General features: G+C 68.5%; 19 protein-coding genes. 16 read left to right on the plus strand and 3 right to left on the minus strand.

Going from position 1 to position 17,517, the window contains the following annotated elements; all coding sequences use genetic code 11:
* Window positions 1-76: 76 nt before the first annotated feature.
* The 3 genes from gatB to gatC are packed head-to-tail and all read right to left on the minus strand — an operon-like array spanning window position 77 to window position 3,275.
* Window positions 77-1,528 (minus strand): Asp-tRNA(Asn)/Glu-tRNA(Gln) amidotransferase subunit GatB, encoded by a 1,452-nt coding sequence (gene gatB, locus SAHL_RS14925; protein WP_221177988.1) that lies wholly within the window; start codon window positions 1,526-1,528, stop codon window positions 77-79.
* On the minus strand, window positions 1,525-2,991 hold the full coding sequence (gene gatA / locus SAHL_RS14930; RefSeq protein ID WP_123592214.1) for an Asp-tRNA(Asn)/Glu-tRNA(Gln) amidotransferase subunit GatA: 1,467 nt from the start codon (window positions 2,989-2,991) through the stop codon (window positions 1,525-1,527). The genes gatB and gatA overlap by 4 nt, the downstream gene beginning before the upstream one ends.
* Window positions 2,988-3,275 carry an Asp-tRNA(Asn)/Glu-tRNA(Gln) amidotransferase subunit GatC gene (gene gatC, locus SAHL_RS14935; protein WP_123592215.1) on the minus strand — a complete coding sequence of 96 codons (288 nt, stop codon included), beginning with the start codon at window positions 3,273-3,275 and terminating at the stop codon, window positions 2,988-2,990. The genes gatA and gatC overlap by 4 nt, the downstream gene beginning before the upstream one ends.
* 213 nt (window positions 3,276-3,488) lie before the next feature.
* On the opposite strand from gatC, the gene SAHL_RS14940 reads away from it, so the two are divergent.
* The 16 genes from SAHL_RS14940 to SAHL_RS15015 all read left to right on the plus strand — a co-directional run bounded on the left by SAHL_RS14940 (window position 3,489) and on the right by SAHL_RS15015 (window position 17,515).
* Window positions 3,489-4,529, plus strand: coding sequence for a rod shape-determining protein (locus tag SAHL_RS14940; RefSeq protein WP_123592216.1), 1,041 nt, complete (start codon window positions 3,489-3,491; stop codon window positions 4,527-4,529).
* A 240-nt stretch (window positions 4,530-4,769) separates the two neighbouring features.
* Window positions 4,770-5,732, plus strand: coding sequence for a rod shape-determining protein MreC (gene mreC / locus SAHL_RS14945; RefSeq protein WP_123592217.1), 963 nt, complete (start codon window positions 4,770-4,772; stop codon window positions 5,730-5,732).
* Window positions 5,729-6,214 carry a rod shape-determining protein MreD gene (gene mreD, locus SAHL_RS14950; protein ID WP_123592218.1) on the plus strand — a complete coding sequence of 162 codons (486 nt, stop codon included), beginning with the start codon at window positions 5,729-5,731 and terminating at the stop codon, window positions 6,212-6,214. Before mreC ends, mreD begins: the two co-directional genes overlap by 4 nt.
* A 108-nt stretch (window positions 6,215-6,322) precedes the next feature.
* Window positions 6,323-8,206 carry a penicillin-binding protein 2 gene (gene mrdA, locus SAHL_RS14955; protein WP_123592219.1) on the plus strand — a complete coding sequence of 628 codons (1,884 nt, stop codon included), beginning with the start codon at window positions 6,323-6,325 and terminating at the stop codon, window positions 8,204-8,206.
* On the plus strand, window positions 8,203-9,324 hold the full coding sequence (gene rodA / locus SAHL_RS14960) for a rod shape-determining protein RodA (protein ID WP_123592220.1): 1,122 nt from the start codon (window positions 8,203-8,205) through the stop codon (window positions 9,322-9,324). Before mrdA ends, rodA begins: the two co-directional genes overlap by 4 nt.
* Entirely contained in the window at window positions 9,321-10,319 is a 999-nt protein-coding gene (mltB, locus tag SAHL_RS14965) for a lytic murein transglycosylase B (protein WP_123592221.1), read from the plus strand. The genes rodA and mltB overlap by 4 nt, the downstream gene beginning before the upstream one ends.
* Window positions 10,319-11,287: a septal ring lytic transglycosylase RlpA family protein gene (locus SAHL_RS14970; RefSeq protein WP_123592222.1), complete on the plus strand. Its 969-nt coding sequence runs from the start codon at window positions 10,319-10,321 to the stop codon at window positions 11,285-11,287. The genes mltB and SAHL_RS14970 overlap by 1 nt, the downstream gene beginning before the upstream one ends.
* A gap of 72 nt (window positions 11,288-11,359) precedes the next feature.
* Window positions 11,360-12,505, plus strand: a complete 1,146-nt coding sequence (locus SAHL_RS14975; protein ID WP_123592223.1) for a D-alanyl-D-alanine carboxypeptidase family protein — start codon at window positions 11,360-11,362, stop codon at window positions 12,503-12,505.
* Between the two features lie 6 nt (window positions 12,506-12,511).
* A complete protein-coding gene (locus SAHL_RS14980) occupies window positions 12,512-13,375 on the plus strand; it encodes a D-amino acid aminotransferase (RefSeq protein WP_123592224.1) in 864 nt (287 codons plus the stop codon).
* On the plus strand, window positions 13,368-13,637 hold the full coding sequence (locus SAHL_RS14985) for a YbeD family protein (RefSeq protein ID WP_123592225.1): 270 nt from the start codon (window positions 13,368-13,370) through the stop codon (window positions 13,635-13,637). Before SAHL_RS14980 ends, SAHL_RS14985 begins: the two co-directional genes overlap by 8 nt.
* 7 nt (window positions 13,638-13,644) lie before the next feature.
* Window positions 13,645-14,301 carry a lipoyl(octanoyl) transferase LipB gene (gene lipB, locus SAHL_RS14990; RefSeq protein ID WP_221177989.1) on the plus strand — a complete coding sequence of 219 codons (657 nt, stop codon included), beginning with the start codon at window positions 13,645-13,647 and terminating at the stop codon, window positions 14,299-14,301.
* A 34-nt stretch (window positions 14,302-14,335) separates the two neighbouring features.
* Window positions 14,336-15,181, plus strand: coding sequence for an ABC transporter ATP-binding protein (locus tag SAHL_RS14995; protein ID WP_123592226.1), 846 nt, complete (start codon window positions 14,336-14,338; stop codon window positions 15,179-15,181).
* Window positions 15,178-15,963 (plus strand): lipid asymmetry maintenance ABC transporter permease subunit MlaE, encoded by a 786-nt coding sequence (gene mlaE, locus SAHL_RS15000; protein ID WP_123592227.1) that lies wholly within the window; start codon window positions 15,178-15,180, stop codon window positions 15,961-15,963. The genes SAHL_RS14995 and mlaE overlap by 4 nt, the downstream gene beginning before the upstream one ends.
* Window positions 15,964-15,991: 28 nt before the next feature.
* Window positions 15,992-16,492, plus strand: coding sequence for an outer membrane lipid asymmetry maintenance protein MlaD (gene mlaD / locus SAHL_RS15005; RefSeq protein WP_123592228.1), 501 nt, complete (start codon window positions 15,992-15,994; stop codon window positions 16,490-16,492).
* Between the two features lie 73 nt (window positions 16,493-16,565).
* Entirely contained in the window at window positions 16,566-17,198 is a 633-nt protein-coding gene (locus tag SAHL_RS15010; RefSeq protein ID WP_123592229.1) for an MlaC/ttg2D family ABC transporter substrate-binding protein, read from the plus strand.
* A 2-nt stretch (window positions 17,199-17,200) separates the two neighbouring features.
* Window positions 17,201-17,515 carry an STAS domain-containing protein gene (locus SAHL_RS15015; RefSeq protein WP_184947750.1) on the plus strand — a complete coding sequence of 105 codons (315 nt, stop codon included), beginning with the start codon at window positions 17,201-17,203 and terminating at the stop codon, window positions 17,513-17,515.
* The last annotated feature ends 2 nt before the right edge of the window (window positions 17,516-17,517 follow it).

The raw sequence follows: 17,517 nt of genomic DNA on the forward strand, positions 1-17,517 counted from the left end.
GCAATCGGGCCCGTCTCGCGTACCCACTGTCATCGCGCACCGTCCTCCGGCGCCGGGGAATACGCCTCGACGGAGGCTAGAGCGCGTCGAGCTTGGCGACGAGCATCCGATTGACGTCTTTGGGGTTGGCCTTGCCCTGCGAGGCCTTCATGACCTGGCCGACGAGATAGCCCACGATCTTGGTCTTGCCGTCGAGATACTGCTGGACCTGGTCCGGGTTGTCGGCGATGACCTGGTCCACATAGCCCTCGATGGCGCCGGTGTCGGTGATCTGCCGCAGGCCACGGGCCTCGATGATCGCGTCCGCGGACTCGCCCTCACCGGCGAACAGCGCCTCGAAGACCTCCTTGCCGATCTTGCCCGAGATGGTGCCGTCGGCGACGCGCGCGATCAGGCCGCCGAGCTGGGACGGGCTCACCGGCGAGGCGTCCACGCCGCGACCCTCGCGGTTCAGCGCACCGGAGAGATCGCCCATGATCCAGTTGGCCGCGGGCTTGCCCTGGCTCGCCGCGTCACCGCCGGCGGCGGCCACGGTGGCCTCGAAATAGTCGGCGAGCACGCGCGACTGTGTCAGCGACGCGGCGTCGTCGTCGCCCAGGCCGTAGTCGGCGACGAAACGCGCGCGCTTGGCGTCGGGCAGCTCGGGCAGGTCCGCGCGCTCGGCCTCGATGAAGTCGGCGTCGATCGCCACCGGCAGCAGATCCGGATCGGGGAAGTAGCGGTAGTCGTGCGCTTCCTCCTTGCTGCGCATGCTGCGGGTCTCGTCGGCCTCGGGATCGTAGAGCCGGGTCTCCTGGACGACGGTGCCACCGGATTCGAGTACGTCGATCTGGCGTTCGATCTCGAAGTGGATCGCCTTTTCCAGAAAACGGAAGGAGTTGACGTTCTTGGTCTCGGTCCGGGTGCCGAACTCGGCGCTGCCCGCCGGCCGCACCGAGACGTTGGCGTCGATCCGGAACGAGCCCTCGGCCATGTTGCCGTCGCAGATGCCCAGATAGGTCACCAGCGAGTGCAGCTTGCGGGCGTAGGCCGCGGCCTCAGCCGCGCTCGTCATGTCGGGTTCGGAGACGCACTCCACCAGCGGCGTACCCGCGCGGTTGAGGTCGATGCCGGTCTCGCGGTCATACGCCTCGTGCAGCGACTTGCCGGCGTCTTCCTCCAGATGCGCGCGGGTGATGCCCACGCGCTTGTCGCGGCCGGCCACGGTGATGTCCAGATGCCCGCCGGCGACGATCGGCAGTTCGTACTGGCTGATCTGATAGCCCTTGGGCAGGTCCGGATAGAAATAATGCTTGCGCGCGAATACCGACCGCGGCGCGATCGTGGCGTCGATGGCCAGACCGAAGCGCGTGGCCATGCGGATCACGCCGGCATTGATCACCGGCAGCACGCCCGGCAGCGCGATATCGACCGCGCTGGCCTGGGCGTTGGGCGCCGCGCCGTAGGCGGTCGGCGCCGTGGAGAAGATCTTGCTCTGTGTGGCGAGCTGGATATGGACTTCCAGCCCGATCACCGCTTCCCAGTTCATGGCGTTTCCTGCGACTCGTAGCCCGGCGGACGGCGCGTGTGCCAGTCGGTGGCCTGCTGGAAGGCATGGGCGGCGTTGAGCAGACGCCCCTCCTCGAACCACGGCGCGAGCAGCTGCAGACCCACGGGCAGCCCCTCGACAAAGCCGGCCGGCACCGACATGCCGGGCAGCCCGGCCAGACTGGCGGGCAGCGTGTAGACGTCGTTGAGATACATCGACACCGGATCGTCGAGCTTCTCGCCCAGCCGGAAGGCCGGCGCCTGGGTGACCGGCCCGGCGATCAGGTCGACGTCGGCGAAGGCGCGCGTGAAATCGTCGGCGATCAGCCGTCGCGTCTGCTGCGCCTTGACGTAGTAGGCGTCGTAGTAGCCGGCCGAGAGCACATAGGCGCCGATCATGATGCGGCGCTGGACCTCGCGGCCGAAGCCCTCGGCCCGCGAGCGGCTGTAGAGATCGTCCAGATCGACCGGATCGGCGCAGCGGTGGCCGTAGCGCACGCCGTCGTAGCGGGCCAGATTCGACGAGGCCTCGGCCGGCGCGATCACGTAATAGGTCGATACCGCGAGATCGGTGTGCGGCAGATCGATCTCGACGAGCTCGGCGCCGAGGCCCTCGAGTTCCGCGATCGCCCTGTCGATGGCCGCGCGGCTGCCCGCCTCCAGGCCGTCGGCGAAGTACTGCTTCGGCAGCCCGATGCGCAGGCCGCGGATGTCGCCGTCCAGGGCCGCGGCATAATCGGGCACGTCCCGCTCCACGCAGGTGGAGTCGCGCGCGTCGAAGCCGGCCATGGCGCCGAGCACGTGGGCGCAGTCCTCGGCCGAGCGCGCGAAGCAGCCGCCCTGGTCGAGGCTCGAGGCGAAGGCAATCATGCCGTAGCGCGACACCCGGCCGTAGGTCGGCTTGATGCCGGTCACGCCGCACAGGGCCGCGGGCTGACGGATGGAACCGCCGGTGTCGGTGCCGGTGGCCGCGGGCGCGAGCCCGGCGGCCACCGCAGCCGCCGAACCGCCGGAGGAGCCGCCGGGCACGTAGTCGCGGTTCCACGGGTTGCGCACCGGGCCGTAGTAGCTGGTCTCGTTCGACGAGCCCATGGCGAACTCGTCCATGTTGGCCTTGCCGAGCGTGACCGCGCCGGCCGCGGCCAGACGCGCCACGGCGGTCGCGTCGTAGGGCGCGATGAAGTTATCGAGCATGCGCGAACCGCAACTCGTATTCACGCCCTCGGTGCAGAAGATGTCCTTGTGGATCAGCGGCAGGCCGGCCAGCGGCCCGTCCGCGGCGGTGCCGGCGTCGACCGCCTCGGCCTGGGCGCGGGCGCGTTCGGCACAGACGCTGATGAGGGTGTTGAGGTCGCCGTCGTGGCGCTCGATGCGCTCGAGATAGTGCGCGGCGATCTCGGCGGCCGATATCTCGCCTGCGGCGCGGCGCGCGACCAGCGACCGGATGCCGTCTTCGGCCGTCATTCGATCACCTTCGGCACGAGGTAGACGCCGTCGGCCACGGCCGGCGCGATCGCCTGGAAGGCGTCTCGCGTGGTCACCGGCACGGCCTCGTCGGGGCGCAGCCGGGCGGTCAGATCCAGCGGATGCGCCATCGGCTCGACGCCGTCGGTATCGACCTGCGCCAGCGACTCGAACACGTCGATGATGTTCGACAGTTCGCCGGCATGCTCGGCGACGCGCGCATCGTCGAGGCCCAGGCGCGCCAGCCGCGCCACGTTGCGTACCTGATCGTCGGTCAGACTCACGAGTGCTTGCCTGTCTTGGGTCTGTCGGTGAATGCCCGCGCACCGCAGCGCGGCGCATAAAACTAGCATAATTGACCGCTTGCCGAACCGCGGCGTTGCCGTGGCCCACCCCCGTTGCTAGCATTGCGCCCTTGACCGCGTCGCGCCCGAAGGCGCGACACGGCAGCGCGTGGCTGGCGCGCTGTATCGTACTTGCGCTCGGGTGCCCCTCTAATGCTGGATAATTTTCGCGGCCTGTTCGTCAACGATCTATCGATCGATCTCGGCACGGCCAATACGCTGGTCTACGCCCGCGACCAGGGCATCGTGCTCGACGAACCGTCGGTCGTGGCGGTGCGCACCGATGCCCGCGGCGGCAAGCGTATCGAGGCGGTCGGCGCCGACGCCAAGCGCATGCTCGGGCGCACCCCGACCCATATCAGCACCATCCGGCCGCTCAAGGACGGCGTGATCGCCGACTTCACGGTCACCGAGAAGATGCTCCAGCACTTCATCCGCAAGGTGCACAAGAAGCGCTTCCTGCGGCCGATGACGCGCGTGCTGGTCTGCGTGCCCTACGGCTCGACCCAGGTCGAGCGCCGGGCGATCCGCGAATCGGCCTCCAACGCCGGCGCGCGCCGCGTGTATCTGGTCGAGGAGCCGGTGGCCGCGGCCATCGGCGCCGGCATCCCGATCAGCGAGGCCCGCGGTTCGATGGTGCTCGACATCGGCGGCGGCACCTCGGAGGTTGCGGTGATCTCGCTCAACGGCATCGTCTACGCGGAGTCGGTGCGTACCGGCGGCGACAAGTTCGACGAAGCGATCGTCAACTACGTCCGACGCCAGTACAACATGCTCATCGGCGAGGCCACGGCGGAGTCGATCAAGCACCAGATCGGCACCGCCTTCCCCGGCCACGAGGTCAAGGAGATCGAGGTGGTCGGCCGGCATCTGTCGGCGGGCGTGCCGCGCAGCTTCACGCTCAACTCCAACGAGGTGCTCGACGCCCTGCAGGAGCCGCTGTCCAACATCACCAGCGCTGTCAAGCTGGCGCTGGAGTCGACCCCGCCGGAGCTGGGCTCGGACGTGGCCGAACGCGGCATCGTGCTGACCGGCGGCGGCGCGCTGCTGGCCGATCTGGACAAGCTGATCTCCGAGGAGACCGGCCTGCCGGTGATCGTGGCCGACGATCCGCTGACGTGCGTGGCCCGCGGCGGCGGCATCCTGCTTGAGATGATCGACCGCAAGGCGGGCCAGGTCTTCGCGCTGGAATAGGCCGGCCCGCGAGTTGCGCGGCGCCGCCGCGCGCCCCTATTCTTCACCGTCAATATTGTCGCCACCGTACGGCGGGGTACGCATGACGAGTACGCCGACGGCCCGCAGCCGTGCTGCCAGGACACAGACCCGGACGCCCGTCCCCGCCGCCCGGCCAGGCGCATGACGGGCGGTGCGCGATGCGCCGCGCCGGGGCGTCCGGCGACGAGCGGCGACGGTTTCCAACGACACGGGCTTTAAGTGCGCGGATTCGCCGACGACGAGGACAACAAGGGCCCCCTGCTCGGTCGCCGTGTCTCGCCGGGGATCAAGATCGTCGCGATCGCGATCGTCTCGGTCGTGCTGATGATGGTCGACAACGCGCACGATGCGCTCGCCCCGGTGCGCGGCACGCTCGCGATCGCGCTGCAGCCGGTCCAGATCGCCGCGGAGATGCCCGGCGACGTGGCCGACTACCTCGGCCGCTACTTCAACCGCGGCGAACTGATCGAGGACAACGAGGCCCTCAACCGCCGGGTGCTGCTGCTGCGGGCGCGGCTGCAGCGGCTGGCCGCACTCGAGGCCGAGAACGAACGCATCCGCGCCTTGCTCGCCTCGGCGAGTTCTCTGGATCAGAACGTGCTGATCGCTCGCGTGCTGTCGGTCACGCCCGATCCGTACCGCCATCGCATCAAGCTCAACAAGGGCAGCTCGGACGGGGTCTTCAAGGGCCAGGCGCTGATCGACGCCAACGGCATCATGGGCCAGGTGACCGACGTCACCCCGCTCGACTCGCGCGCGATCCTGATCACGGACGCCAATCACGGCATTCCGGTGGAGATCAATCGCACCGGACTGCAGACGATCGCCCAGGGCACCGGCCGGTCGGACGAGCTGCGGCTGCCGTTCCTGGCCAACAACGCGGATGTCCAGAGCGGCGATCTGCTGGTCTCCTCGGGGCTCGGCGGCCGCTATCCGGCGGGCTATCCGGTCGGCCGCGTCGAGCACGTGGATCACAAGCCGGGCGACGAATTCCTGGACGTGGTCGCAGAACCCACGGCCCATCTCAACCGAGGTCGGGAAGTGCTGCTGGTATGGACCAGCGACACCGCGAGGAAAGCCGACCAGCCACCGGCCGACGAATCCGCCGCGGGCGATGCCGATGACGCTGGGGCCACCGAGAACCGCGCGAACGGGGCCGACGCCGGAAGCGACGCACGATGATTATCAATCATCACGTGAGCGGGTTGATGCTCCTGTTCACGTTGGGAATGGGGCTACTGCTTACGCTGCTGCCGCTGCCGGAGGCCCTGGCCGCGGCCCGGCCGGCCTTCTATCCGGCCACGGTGCTGTTCTGGGTGCTCATGCAGCCGCTGCGCTTCGGCCTGATCGCGGCCTGGGTCTGCGGCATCCTGATCGACGTCCTCTACGGCACGCCGTTCGCCGAACACGGCCTGGCGCTCGCGGTCGCGGCGTATCTGGTGGTACAGATGCGCGAGCTGCTCTGGAGCTTTCCGCTGTGGCAGCAGAGTCTGCTGATGACGCCGGCCATCGTGGCCTACGAGTTCGTGCTGTTCTGGATCGACGGCGTCGCCGGTGCGGAGGTCAATCAGTGGTGGCGCTGGCTGCCGGTGCTGACGACGCTGCTGATCTGGCCTTTCTGGGCCTTCCTTCTGGAACGGATCGCCGAATTCGAGGTCGGATGATGAAGACGTTGAAGTTTCGGCTCTAAACAACTGAGCCGGCGGATAAACGCCGCATTCATGAATGCCTGCCCGGACAGGGCGCGAGGGGACGGGAGCACATACACGAGCATGGCCGCAGACGACGCGATCAAGGACCACGCCGCGGAACGACGTCTGTTTGTCGTGCGCACGCTCGTCGTCGGCACGGTGCTGGGCGTCATGGTCGCGACCCTCGTGGCCCGCGTGGCCTATCTGCAGGTCTACCGACACGCCTACTACGAGACCCGCTCGCAGGACAACCGCATGCGGGTCCAGGTGATCCCGCCGGTACGCGGGCTCATCTATGACCGCAACGGGGTGGTGCTGGCCGACAACCTGCCGGCCTATCGGCTCGAGATCGTGGCCGAGCAGGTCGAGGACCTCGATGCCACGCTGGATCGTCTGGACGAGGTCGTCGAGATCCGCGAGGCCGATCGCCAGCGCTTTCGCGACCGGCTGTCCAAGACGCCGCATTTTCGCGGCGTGCCCATCCGCCTGAATCTCAGCCAGCGCGAGGTGGCACGATTCGAGGTCAACCGGGGGGCGTTCCCGGGCGTCGAGATCCGTGCCGGCCTGACGCGCCACTACCCGCTGGGCCGCGTGGCCGCGCATCTGGTCGGGTATGTCGGCGGCATCACCGCCCAGGATCTCGGCCACGTCGACAACACGCGCTATCGCGGCTCCAACCACATCGGCAAAGCCGGCGCCGAATACAGCTTCGAGTCCCGGCTGCACGGCTATCCCGGTTCGCGCGTGGTCGAGACCAACGCCGGCGGCCGGGCGCTGCGGGAACTGGAAATGAACCGCCCGACGGCCGGCGAGAACCTCTATCTGACCGTCGACGCCCGCCTGCAGAGCGCGGCCTACGAGGCGCTGGGCGACAACGACGGCGCCGTGGTGGCGATGAACCCGGAGACCGGGGGCGTGCTTGCCATGGTCTCCAAGCCGAGCTACGAACCGGACCTGTTCGTCGACGGCATCAGCGGCGACAAGTACCGGCAGCTCACCGCCGACCCCCACATGCCGCTCTACAACCGCGCCATGCAGGGCCGCTATCCGCCCGGCTCCACGATCAAGCCGGTCATGGCCCTGGCCGGGCTGGAGACCGACGCGATTCCCGCGACGAAGAAGGTCTGGTGCCCAGGCTACATCACCCTGCCGGGCAGCGAACGCCGCTACCGCGACTGGAAGCGTACGGGCCACGGCTGGGTGGACATGCGCGAAGCGATCTATCGTTCCTCCGACGTCTATTTCTACAAGCTCGCGCTCAAGCTCGGCATCGACAACCTGCACCGCTACGGCGCAATGTTCGGCCTGGGCAGCCCGACCGGCATCGACCTGCCGCGGGAATCCAGCGGCATCATGCCCTCCCGCGACTGGAAACGCGGCGCGCGCGATCTGCCGTGGTACCCGGGCGAAACGCTGAACACGGTCATCGGGCAGGGCTTCATGACCGCCACGCCGCTGCAGCTCGCCCAGATGACGAGCCTGATCGCCGAGCGCGGAGCCGGCTACCAGCCGCATGTGCTGAACGGCTGGAAGGCGCCGTCCGACGAGAACTTTCAGAGTGCGCCGGCGCGACCGCTCGCGCCGATCGATCTCGAGGACCGCGATCACTGGCAGGTGGTCATCGACGGCATGGTCGATGTCGTCTCAGCGCCGCGCGGCACCGCGCACCACTATGTCGGCCAGAATCTCGACTACTCGATCGCCGGCAAGTCCGGCACTTCGCAGGTGGCGGGCCTGGCCCAGAACCAGGCGGCACCCGACATCGAGGACGTGGAACGGCGCTTTCGCGACCATGCCCTGTTCGTGGCCTTTGCGCCGGTGGAGAGCCCGGAGATCGCGGTGGCCGTGGTCGTCGAGCACGGCGGCGGCGGCTCGAGCGTGGCCGGGCCCATCGCGCGCCGGGTCATCGACGCCTACCGCGCCGATCAGCCGATGCTTCAGGCCAACAGGGAGACGCCGCAATGACCACGCAGACCGCGGCCAACGCCCCGTCCACGCTTTCGGAGTGGCTGGTCTACTGGCGCATCGACCTGCAGCTGCTGGTCGCCCTGCTGTGCTGCGGCGCGGTCGGCCTGTTCGTGCTCTACAGCGCGTCAGGCCAGTCGACGACGCTGGTCCTCAACCAGGCGATCCGCTTCGGGATCGGCATCCTCGGCATGCTCATGGTCGCCCAGATCCCACCCGAATGGTTCCGCGTCGGTGCGCCCTGGCTGTTCACCCTCGGTGTGGCGCTGCTGACGCTCGTGATCCTGGTCGGCGATACCGCGATGGGCGCGCAGCGCTGGCTGGACTTCGGCTTCATGCGGTTCCAGCCGTCGGAGATCATGAAACTGGCCGCGCCGCTGGCGATCGCGGCCTATTTCCACGACAAGAGCCTGCCGCCGACGCTCGGCCGGGTCGCCGTCGCCGCGGCCATGATCGCCGTCCCCGCGGCGCTGATCGCGGACCAGCCCGATCTGGGCACCGCGCTGCTGGTCGCGACCGCCGGGGCTTTCGCCATCTATTTCGCCGGCCTGCGCTGGCGCGTCATTCTCGTGCTCGCATTGCTGGCCGCGGCCGCCGCACCGCTGCTGTGGTTCAACATGCACGAGTACCAGCAGGCACGGGTGCTGACGTTCCTCAACCCCGCCAGCGACCCGACCGGCGCCGGCTACCATATCTCCCAGTCCAAGATCGCGATCGGCTCGGGCGGGCTGTTCGGCAAGGGCTGGCTCAACGGCAGCCAGGCGCATCTGAACTTCCTGCCGGAGTCGGACACGGACTTCGTGTTCGCCGTCTTCGCCGAGGAGACCGGCCTGTTCGGCGTGATCGCCCTGCTCGCGCTCTACTGCTTCATCGTGGCCCGCGGGCTGTACATCGCCGCCAAGAGCCAGGACACCTTCCAGCGGCTGGCCGCCGGCAGCCTGAGCCTGACCTTCTTCATCTACGTGTTCGTCAACATCGGCATGGTCGCCGGGCTGATGCCCGTGGTCGGCGTGCCCCTGCCGCTGATCAGCTACGGCGGCACCTCGATGGTGATCCTGCTCGCCTCCTTCGGCATCCTCATGTCCATCCACACCCACCGGAAGCTGCTCGCCACATGATTCGATCCCTCGCCCTGATCACGCTGGCGCTGGCCGCCGCGCCCCTGTTCGCCGCGCCGGGCGGCAATTACGCCGAGCGCGAGGCCGGACGGGCCCTGCTAGAGCGGCTGGAGCGCGTCGACGGCGTCGACATCGACGCCGCCCGCGCGCTGCTCGTCGAGGCCGAGTACCAGCCGGAAATCGTCGAGAAGATGCGCACGCCCGCCGAACGCACGCTGACCTGGGGCGATTATCGGCCGATCTTCCTGCAGGCCGAGCGGGCCGCGCTCGGCGCCGACTATATCGCCGAGCATCGCGAGATCTTCGACCGCGTCGCCGACGAGACCGGCGTGCCGCCCCATATCGTCGCCGCGATCATCGGCGTGGAGACGAAATACGGCCGCGTGCTGGGCAACGACCGCGTGCTCGACGCGCTGGCCACGCTGGCCTTCGATTATCCGGAGCGCAGCGACTACTTCACCCGCGAGCTCGAGGGTTTCATCCAGCTCTGCGTTGAGGAGTCGCTCGAATGCGACCGCGAGGTCGGCTCCTACGCGGGGGCCATGGGCCTGCCGCAGTTCATGCCCTCCAGCTATCGCGCCTACGCGGTGGACGGCAACGACAACGGCCGGCGCGATCTCTGGGAGGAACCGGCCGACATCATCGCCTCCGTGGCCAACTATCTCGCCGAGCACGGCTGGCAGGACAAGGCCCGCGTCGCCCTGCCCGCCTGGGTGGGCGACGCCGATCAGATCGACGACATCGAGCGCAGCGAACGCGAACCGGCCTACCGCTGGGACGCGCTGCGCCGGCTCGGCATCCGGGTGGACGCGCCGCCGGCCGATGACGCCCGCGTGGGGCTGCTGGAGTTCGACGGCGCCCACGGCACCGAGTACTGGGTCGCGCTGAACAACTTCTTCGTGATCACGACCTACAACCACAGTCCGCTCTACGCCATGGCCGTCTACCAGCTCGGCCAGGAGATCGCGGCGGCCCGCCAGGACGCCGCGGGCTGATGCGTGGTGCCTGGATCCCGGCGACCGCGACGCTCGCGGCGCTGATGCTGGCCGGCTGCGCAAGCACTTCGGGCTCGGGTGCCGGCGGTTCAGGCGGCGGTGGTGGTGGTGGCTACTATCAGAACGACGGCCCGCCCGATGACGAGCGCATCGACCTCGACTCGATCGAGGACGCCGTGCCGCGCGACGAGCCGAAATCGAAATACGGCAATCCGGCGAGTTACGAAGCGCTCGGCAAGACGTACTACGTGCTCGAAAGCGCGGCCGGATTTTCCCAGACCGGCCGTGCGAGCTGGTACGGACGTCAGTTCCACGGCCGACGCACCTCGAGCGGCGAGGACTACAACATGTTCAAGATGACGGCGGCGCACAAGCGCCTGCCCATCCCGAGCTATGTCCGCGTCACCAATCTCGACAACGGCAAGCGCGCGATCGTACGCGTCAACGATCGCGGGCCGTTCCACGATGACCGCATCATCGATCTGTCCTACGTCGCCGCACGGCGCCTGGGCGTGGTCAAGCGCGGCAGCGCCCCCGTGCGCATCGAGACCGTCACGCCGGCGAGCCTGGGCGCCGAGCGCGAGGAAGCCGCGCCACCCGAACGCGCCACCCGGCGCACCGCAACCTCGTCGGCGCCCGCAACGGAAAACAGGCGCCGCGAGGCCCCATCCGGGAGCGCCTCCAGCTCCGCCGGCCGCGCGATTCCGGTCGCCGACGGCCCGCCGTCACGCCGCCGGAGCCCGCGCCTGTATCTCCAGGCCGGCGCCTTCGGCGAAGCCGCCAACGCGGACCGGTTGCGCACACGCCTCGAAGCCGCCGGTTTCGAACGCGTGTCGATCATCGAGCCGAGCGCGGCCACGCCCCTGTACCGGGTGCGCGTCGGGCCCTTCGACGATCCGCGCAGCCGAAGATCGTCCCAGCAGATCCTGACCGACCGCGGCTTCGCCGTGCGCGCGGTCGAACGTTAGCCCGCAGCCGAGCTGCACGATAAACTCCCGGGTCGCCGGCCCAGTCACCTCCACGCCACCGAGTCGAAGTCGATGCACCACGCCACTCGCCTTTTCCATGCCGTTGTTCTGCTTTTCGTCGCCACGCCGGTGCTCGCTGCCTCGCTGCCGATCCCGGAACCGCCGAATCTGGAGGCGCGCAGCTACATTCTGGTGGACTTCGATTCCGGCCAGGTGCTGGCCGCCAAGAATGCGGAAAAGGCGATCGAGCCGGCCAGCATCACGAAGCTGATGACGACCTACATCCTGTTCGACGAGATCGACCAGGGCAACATCGCCCTCGACGACAAGGTCACGATCAGCGAGAAGGCCTGGCAGATGGGCGGCTCGAAGATGTTCATCGAGGTCGGCGAGCAGGTCAGCGTGGACGATCTGCTGCACGGCATGATCACCTCCTCGGGCAACGACGCGACCGTGGCGCTGGCCGAGCACGTGGGCGGCACGGAATCCTCCTTCGCGGACTACATGAACCAGTACGCGCGGGATCTCGGGCTCACCGACAGCCACTTCGTGGACGCCAGCGGCTGGCCGCACGAGGACCACGTGATGAGCGCACACGACATCGCACGCCTGCTGGGCGCGATCGTGCGCGACTTTCCCGACCTCTACGACCAATATTTTCACCAGAAGAAGTTCACCTACGCCGGCATCGAGCAGTACAACCGCAATTCGCTGCTGTGGTCCGACGACAGCGTGGACGGCGGCAAGACGGGCCATACCGAATCCGCCGGCTACTGCCTTGCGGCGACCGCCAAGCGCGACGACATGCGGCTGGTCTCGGTGGTCACCGGCACGGATTCGAACAACGCCCGCAAATCGCAGAGCCAGGCACTGCTGAACTACGGCTTTCGTTTCTACGAGAGCAGCCAGCTGTTCGACGCCGACAAGCAGATCTCCGAAATCCGTGTCTGGAAGGGCGACGAGACCATGCTGCCGGTGGTCGCCGACGGCGCCGTCCACGTGGCCTATCCGCGCGGCAAGCGCGACGAGCTGTCCACCAGCGCCGAACTGCCGTCCAACCTGAGCGCGCCGGTCAAGGACGGCGAGCGCCTGGGCACCCTGCACGTCAAGTACGGCGACAAGACGCTGGCCGAAGTGCCGCTCTACGCCGGCCAGGCCATTGCCGAGGGCGGCATCATCCGCCGCCTGACCGACGAAGTCATGATGATGTTCGAGTAGGCCGCCATGCGCACCGACACCGCCCCCGACACCGCCTGGGTCAACGGCCGCTTCCTGCCGCTCGCGGATGCGAGCGTGTCCGTGCTGGATCGCGGCTTCCTGTTCTCGGACAGCGTCTACGAGGTGATCCCGGTCTATGCCGGGACCCCCTTTCGCATGGACGACCACCTGCAGCGGCTGGCCCGCAGTCTCGACGCCCTTGGGATCGCCGACCCGCACGGCATTGACGGCTGGCGGGCACTGCTTGCCGAACTCGTCGAGGTCAACGGCGGCGGTGATCTGGCGATCTATCTGCAGGTGACGCGCGGCGCGCCATCGCGCCGCGATCACCGCATCCCGCACGACGTCGAGCCCACGGTCGTCGCCTTCTGCCAGACCCGCGCCGCGCCCGACCCCGAGGCCCTGGCCGCGGGCCTGGCGGCGATCACCACCGACGACACGCGCTGGCGCGACTGTCACATCAAGTCGACCTCGCTGCTGGCCAACGTGCTGGCCGCGGACGCCGCCCGGGCCGAGGGCGCGACCGAGGCGATCCTGGTGCGCGACGGCGCCGTACTGGAGGGCACCTCCTCAAACGTGTTCGCCGTGATCGACGGCCGCCTGGTCACGCCGGCGCTGCGGCCCACCATCCTGCCGGGCATCACCCGCGGGGTGGTGCTCGGGATCGCGCGCGCCCAGGCACTGGACCACGCCGAGGTGGATACACTCACCCCCGAGGCGCTGCGCGCCGCCGAGGAGGTCTGGATCACGTCGTCGACGCGCGAGATATTCCCCGTGACCCGGCTGGACGGCGCCACCGTGGGCGACGGTGTGCCCGGGCCGCTCTGGACGCGGGTCCGCGGCTGGCTGCAGGCTGGACTCCATGAGTGACGACCGCGAGACGCTACTCGAATTCCCCTGCCGGTTCCCCGTCAAGGCCTTCGGCCGGCAGGGCGAGGGCTTCGAGACCATCGTCCACGACCTGCTCAAGCCCCATGTGCCCGAACTCACCCACGCCGATCTGTCGCGGCGCGAGAGCAGCGGCGGCCGTTTCGTGTCCGTGACCGCACACATCACCGCCCAGAGCCAGGCGCAGCTGGACGCGATCTATGCGGCGCTGACCGCGAGCGACGACATCGTCATGGCGCTGTGAGTCGTTCGTGAGCGCGCCACCGCTGGCCATTCGCCGCCACGGCTGGGCGCCGCTGGCCTATCGCCCCGTATGGCACCGGATGCAGGCCTACACCGACGAGCGCGGGCCCGGAACGCCGGACGCGCTGTGGCTGCTCAACCACGCGCCGGTGTTCACCCAGGGCAAGAACGGCCGCCCGGAGCACGTGCTGGCACCGGGCGACATCGAGGTCGTGCCCATCGATCGCGGCGGCCAGGTGACCTATCACGGGCCCGGCCAGATCATGGCCTATCTGATGCTGGATCTGCGCCGGCACGGCATCGGCATCCGCAGCCTCGTCAGCGCGCTGGAGAACGCCGTGATCGCCACGCTGGCCGGCTACGGCATCGCCGCCCGCGCCGAACCCGACGCCCCCGGCGTCTATGTGGACGGCGCCAAGATCTGTTCGGTGGGCCTGCGCGTGCGCCGCGGCGCGAGCTATCACGGCCTGGCGCTGAACGTGAACATGGACCTGGAGCCCTTCTCACGCATCGATCCCTGCGGCTATCACGGCCTGACCATGACCCAGATCGCCGATTTCGGCGGGCCCGGCGATCTGGACCGGGTGGCCGACGATCTCGGCGCCCAGCTCTGCATCGCCCTCGGGATCAACGACGTAGAGCACGGATCCGGCGTTCCCATCTGATAGGCTTGCGCGCAAGTTCCGCGCGTGACGGCTCATGACTCCAGAGACTCCCGGGCCTGCGCGGCCCCGTGACAACAGCGATCTCCTCGTCGAGGTGCGCGATCTGCACTTCGCGATCGGCGCGCACGTGATCTACGACGGCGTCGACGTGGACATCGCGCGCGGGCGGATCACCGCGATCATGGGGCCCAGCGGCACCGGCAAGACCACGCTGCTGCGGCTGATCAGCGGCCAGTGGCGCGCAGCGCGCGGCTCGGTGCGCTTCGACGGCGCCGAGGTCGCCCGCATGTCGCAGCGCGAGCTGTTCGAACAGCGCAAGCGCATGGGCATGCTGTTCCAGTCCGGGGCGCTGCTCACCGACCTGTCGGTCTACGACAATGTCGCCTTTCCGCTGCGCGAGCACACGCGGCTGCCCGAACGCCTGATCCGCGACATCGTGCTCATGAAGCTCGAGGCCGTGGGTCTGCGCGGCGCGCGCGGGCTGTATCCCGCCCAGCTGTCGGGCGGCATGGCCCGGCGCGTGGCGCTGGCGCGGGCGATCGCCCTCGACCCCGAGATGATCATGTACGACGAGCCGTTCGCCGGCCAGGATCCGATCTCGATGGGCGTGCTGCTGCGGCTGATACGGCGTCTGAACGACGTGCTCGGCCTGACCGCGATCGTGGTCAGCCACGACGTCAAGGAGACGCTGGGCATCGCCGACTACGTCTACGTGATCTCGGACGCCACGGTCATCGACCACGGCACGCCCGACGACATCCGCAACTCGCGCTCCGACTGGGTGCAGCAATTCATCCACGCGGAGGCCGACGGGCCGGTGCCCTTCCATTATCACGGCGCGCCCTACGCCGACGAGCTGCTCACGGGAGAGCGCGGATGAGCGACGTCCGGGCCATCGTCCACACCGCCACCGACTGGATCGCCGAACTCGGCCGGGCGGCGCTCTTTCTCGTGCGCATCCTGCGCAATCTGCCCTCGCTGGTGACCAAGCCGCGGCTGCTGGTCGAGCAGATCTATTCGGTGGGCGTGCTCTCGCTGGTCATCGTGGTCGTGGCGGGCGTGTTCGTCGGCATGGTGCTGGCCCTGTCCGGCTATCGGCTGCTCGTGGATTTCGGCGCGGAAGAGGCCCTCGGCACCTCGGTCGCGCTGGTCGTGGTACGCGAACTCGGCCCCGTGGTCACCGGCCTGCTGTTCGCCGGCCGTGCCGGCAGCGCGCTGGCCGCCGAGATCGGCCTGATGAAGGCCACCGACCAGCTGTCCGGCATGGAGATGATGGCGGTGGACCCGGTGCGCCGGATCGTGGCGCCGCGCTTCGCCGCAGGCGTGATCGCCCTGCCCCTGCTCACCGCCATCTTCTGCGTCATGGCGATCGGCGCGGGCGGCGGCTACTTCGTCGGCGTCGACATGCTGGGCGTGGACGCCGGCTCCTACTGGAGCGGCATTCAGTCCAACGTCGATTTCGGCGGCGACATCATCAACGTGTTCCTCAAAAGCGGCGTGTTCGGCGCCATCGTGACCTGGGTCGCGGTCTATCAGGGTTATCATGCGCCCCCCACCTCGGAGGGCGTCTCGCGGGCGACGACCAATACGGTCGTGATCGCCTCGCTCGCCATCCTCGGCGCCAATCTCATGCTGACCGCCGTGCTGTTCGGCGGCAACTAGCCTGCTCGGCGGAAATCAGGATCAGTCTATGCAGTCTCGTGCAGTGGAAATACTCGTCGGCTTCTTCGTGTGCCTCGGGATCGCGGCGATCTTCATCCTCACCATGCGCGTCAGCAACCTGACCGATACCAGCGGCATCGACGGCTATACCGTCACCGCGGCCTTCAACGACATCGGCGGCCTCAACGAGGGATCGCCGGTCAATATGGCCGGGGTGCGCATCGGTCGCGTGGCCGACATCACGCTGGACCAGCAGTCCTATCAGGCGGTGGCCACGCTGCGCATCGACGGCCGCTACAAGATCCCGCGCGACTCCGACGCCCAGATTCTGACCTCGGGCCTGCTCGGCGAACAGTACATCGGCGTCGGTCCGGGCGGCGCCATGGAGAACATGGAGGACGGCGACCGCTTCATCATCACCCAGAGCGCCGTCGTGCTGGAACAGCTCATCGGCCAGTTCATGACCAGCATGGGGGCCGGCGACGCCGGTTCGCGCGGCGCGTCCTCCGAGGACGAGGCGCTTCCCTGAGCCGGTCGATTCAGGCCGGATTAATGCCGCCCGGCCGAGACTTATCCAATATTACCTGCAGAGTAAATCCGCCATGACGCGCAACACCCGCTCCCCTTTCGTGAAGCGCCTGCTCCAGGCGCTCGCGCTGTCGCTTCTGCTGCCGGCGATTGCGCTCGCCGCACCGAAACCGCCGGAAGAGCTCGCGCGCGAGACCGTGCAGACGATCCTCGACAGCATGGAGGGCCGCCGCGACGAGCTGCGCCAGAACCCGCAGGAACTCTACACGCTGATCGAGCAGGAGCTGGTGCCGCTGGTCGACATGCAATACATGTCGCAGCTGGTGCTCGGCCGCGCCTGGCGCACCGCCTCGCCGGAGCAGCGCGAACGCTTCCAGGAGGCGTTCCAGAACATGCTGATCCGGACCTACGGCAACGGCCTGCTCAGCTTCAAGGATCAGCAGCGCATCGAGTATCTGCCGGTCCGCGGCGATGACGACGCCGAGGACATCACCTTCCGCGCGCAGATCACCGACGATGAAGGCGACAAGTTCCCGGTGAGCCTGCAGATGCACGTGGTCGACGATGAATGGAAGATCTACGACGGCAGCGTCGGCAATCTCTCGTTCGTGACCAACTACCGCGGCCAGTTCAACTCGCAGATCCGCAACGGCGGTCTGGAGTCGCTCATCGAGCGCATGGAATCCCGCTACAACTCGGACGGCTGAACGTGGGCGAGCCGGGCGAAGCCACCGCCGCGGTCTCCGGCGAGCTCGACGCCGAGACCGCGCCGCAGCGCCTGCGCGAGTCCGAACACTGGTTCGAGCACGGCGCGGAGACGGTCATCGACCTGTCCGGCGTGACCCGGGTCGACAGCGCGGGCGTCGCCCTGCTGCTGGCCTGGGTGCGCGATGCACGCGCGGCCGGCGCGAGCCTGCGCTTCGTCAACGCGCCGGCACAGATGCGCGCCATCATCGATTTCTGCGCCCTCAACGACGTCATCCCCGTGGGCGAGCCGCTCGCGGCGACGCAGCCGCGCGGTTGACG

The organism is Salinisphaera orenii subsp. halophila YIM 95161 (assembly GCF_003732545.1).
In the GTDB taxonomy this organism is placed as follows: domain Bacteria; phylum Pseudomonadota; class Gammaproteobacteria; order Nevskiales; family Salinisphaeraceae; genus Salinisphaera; species Salinisphaera orenii_A.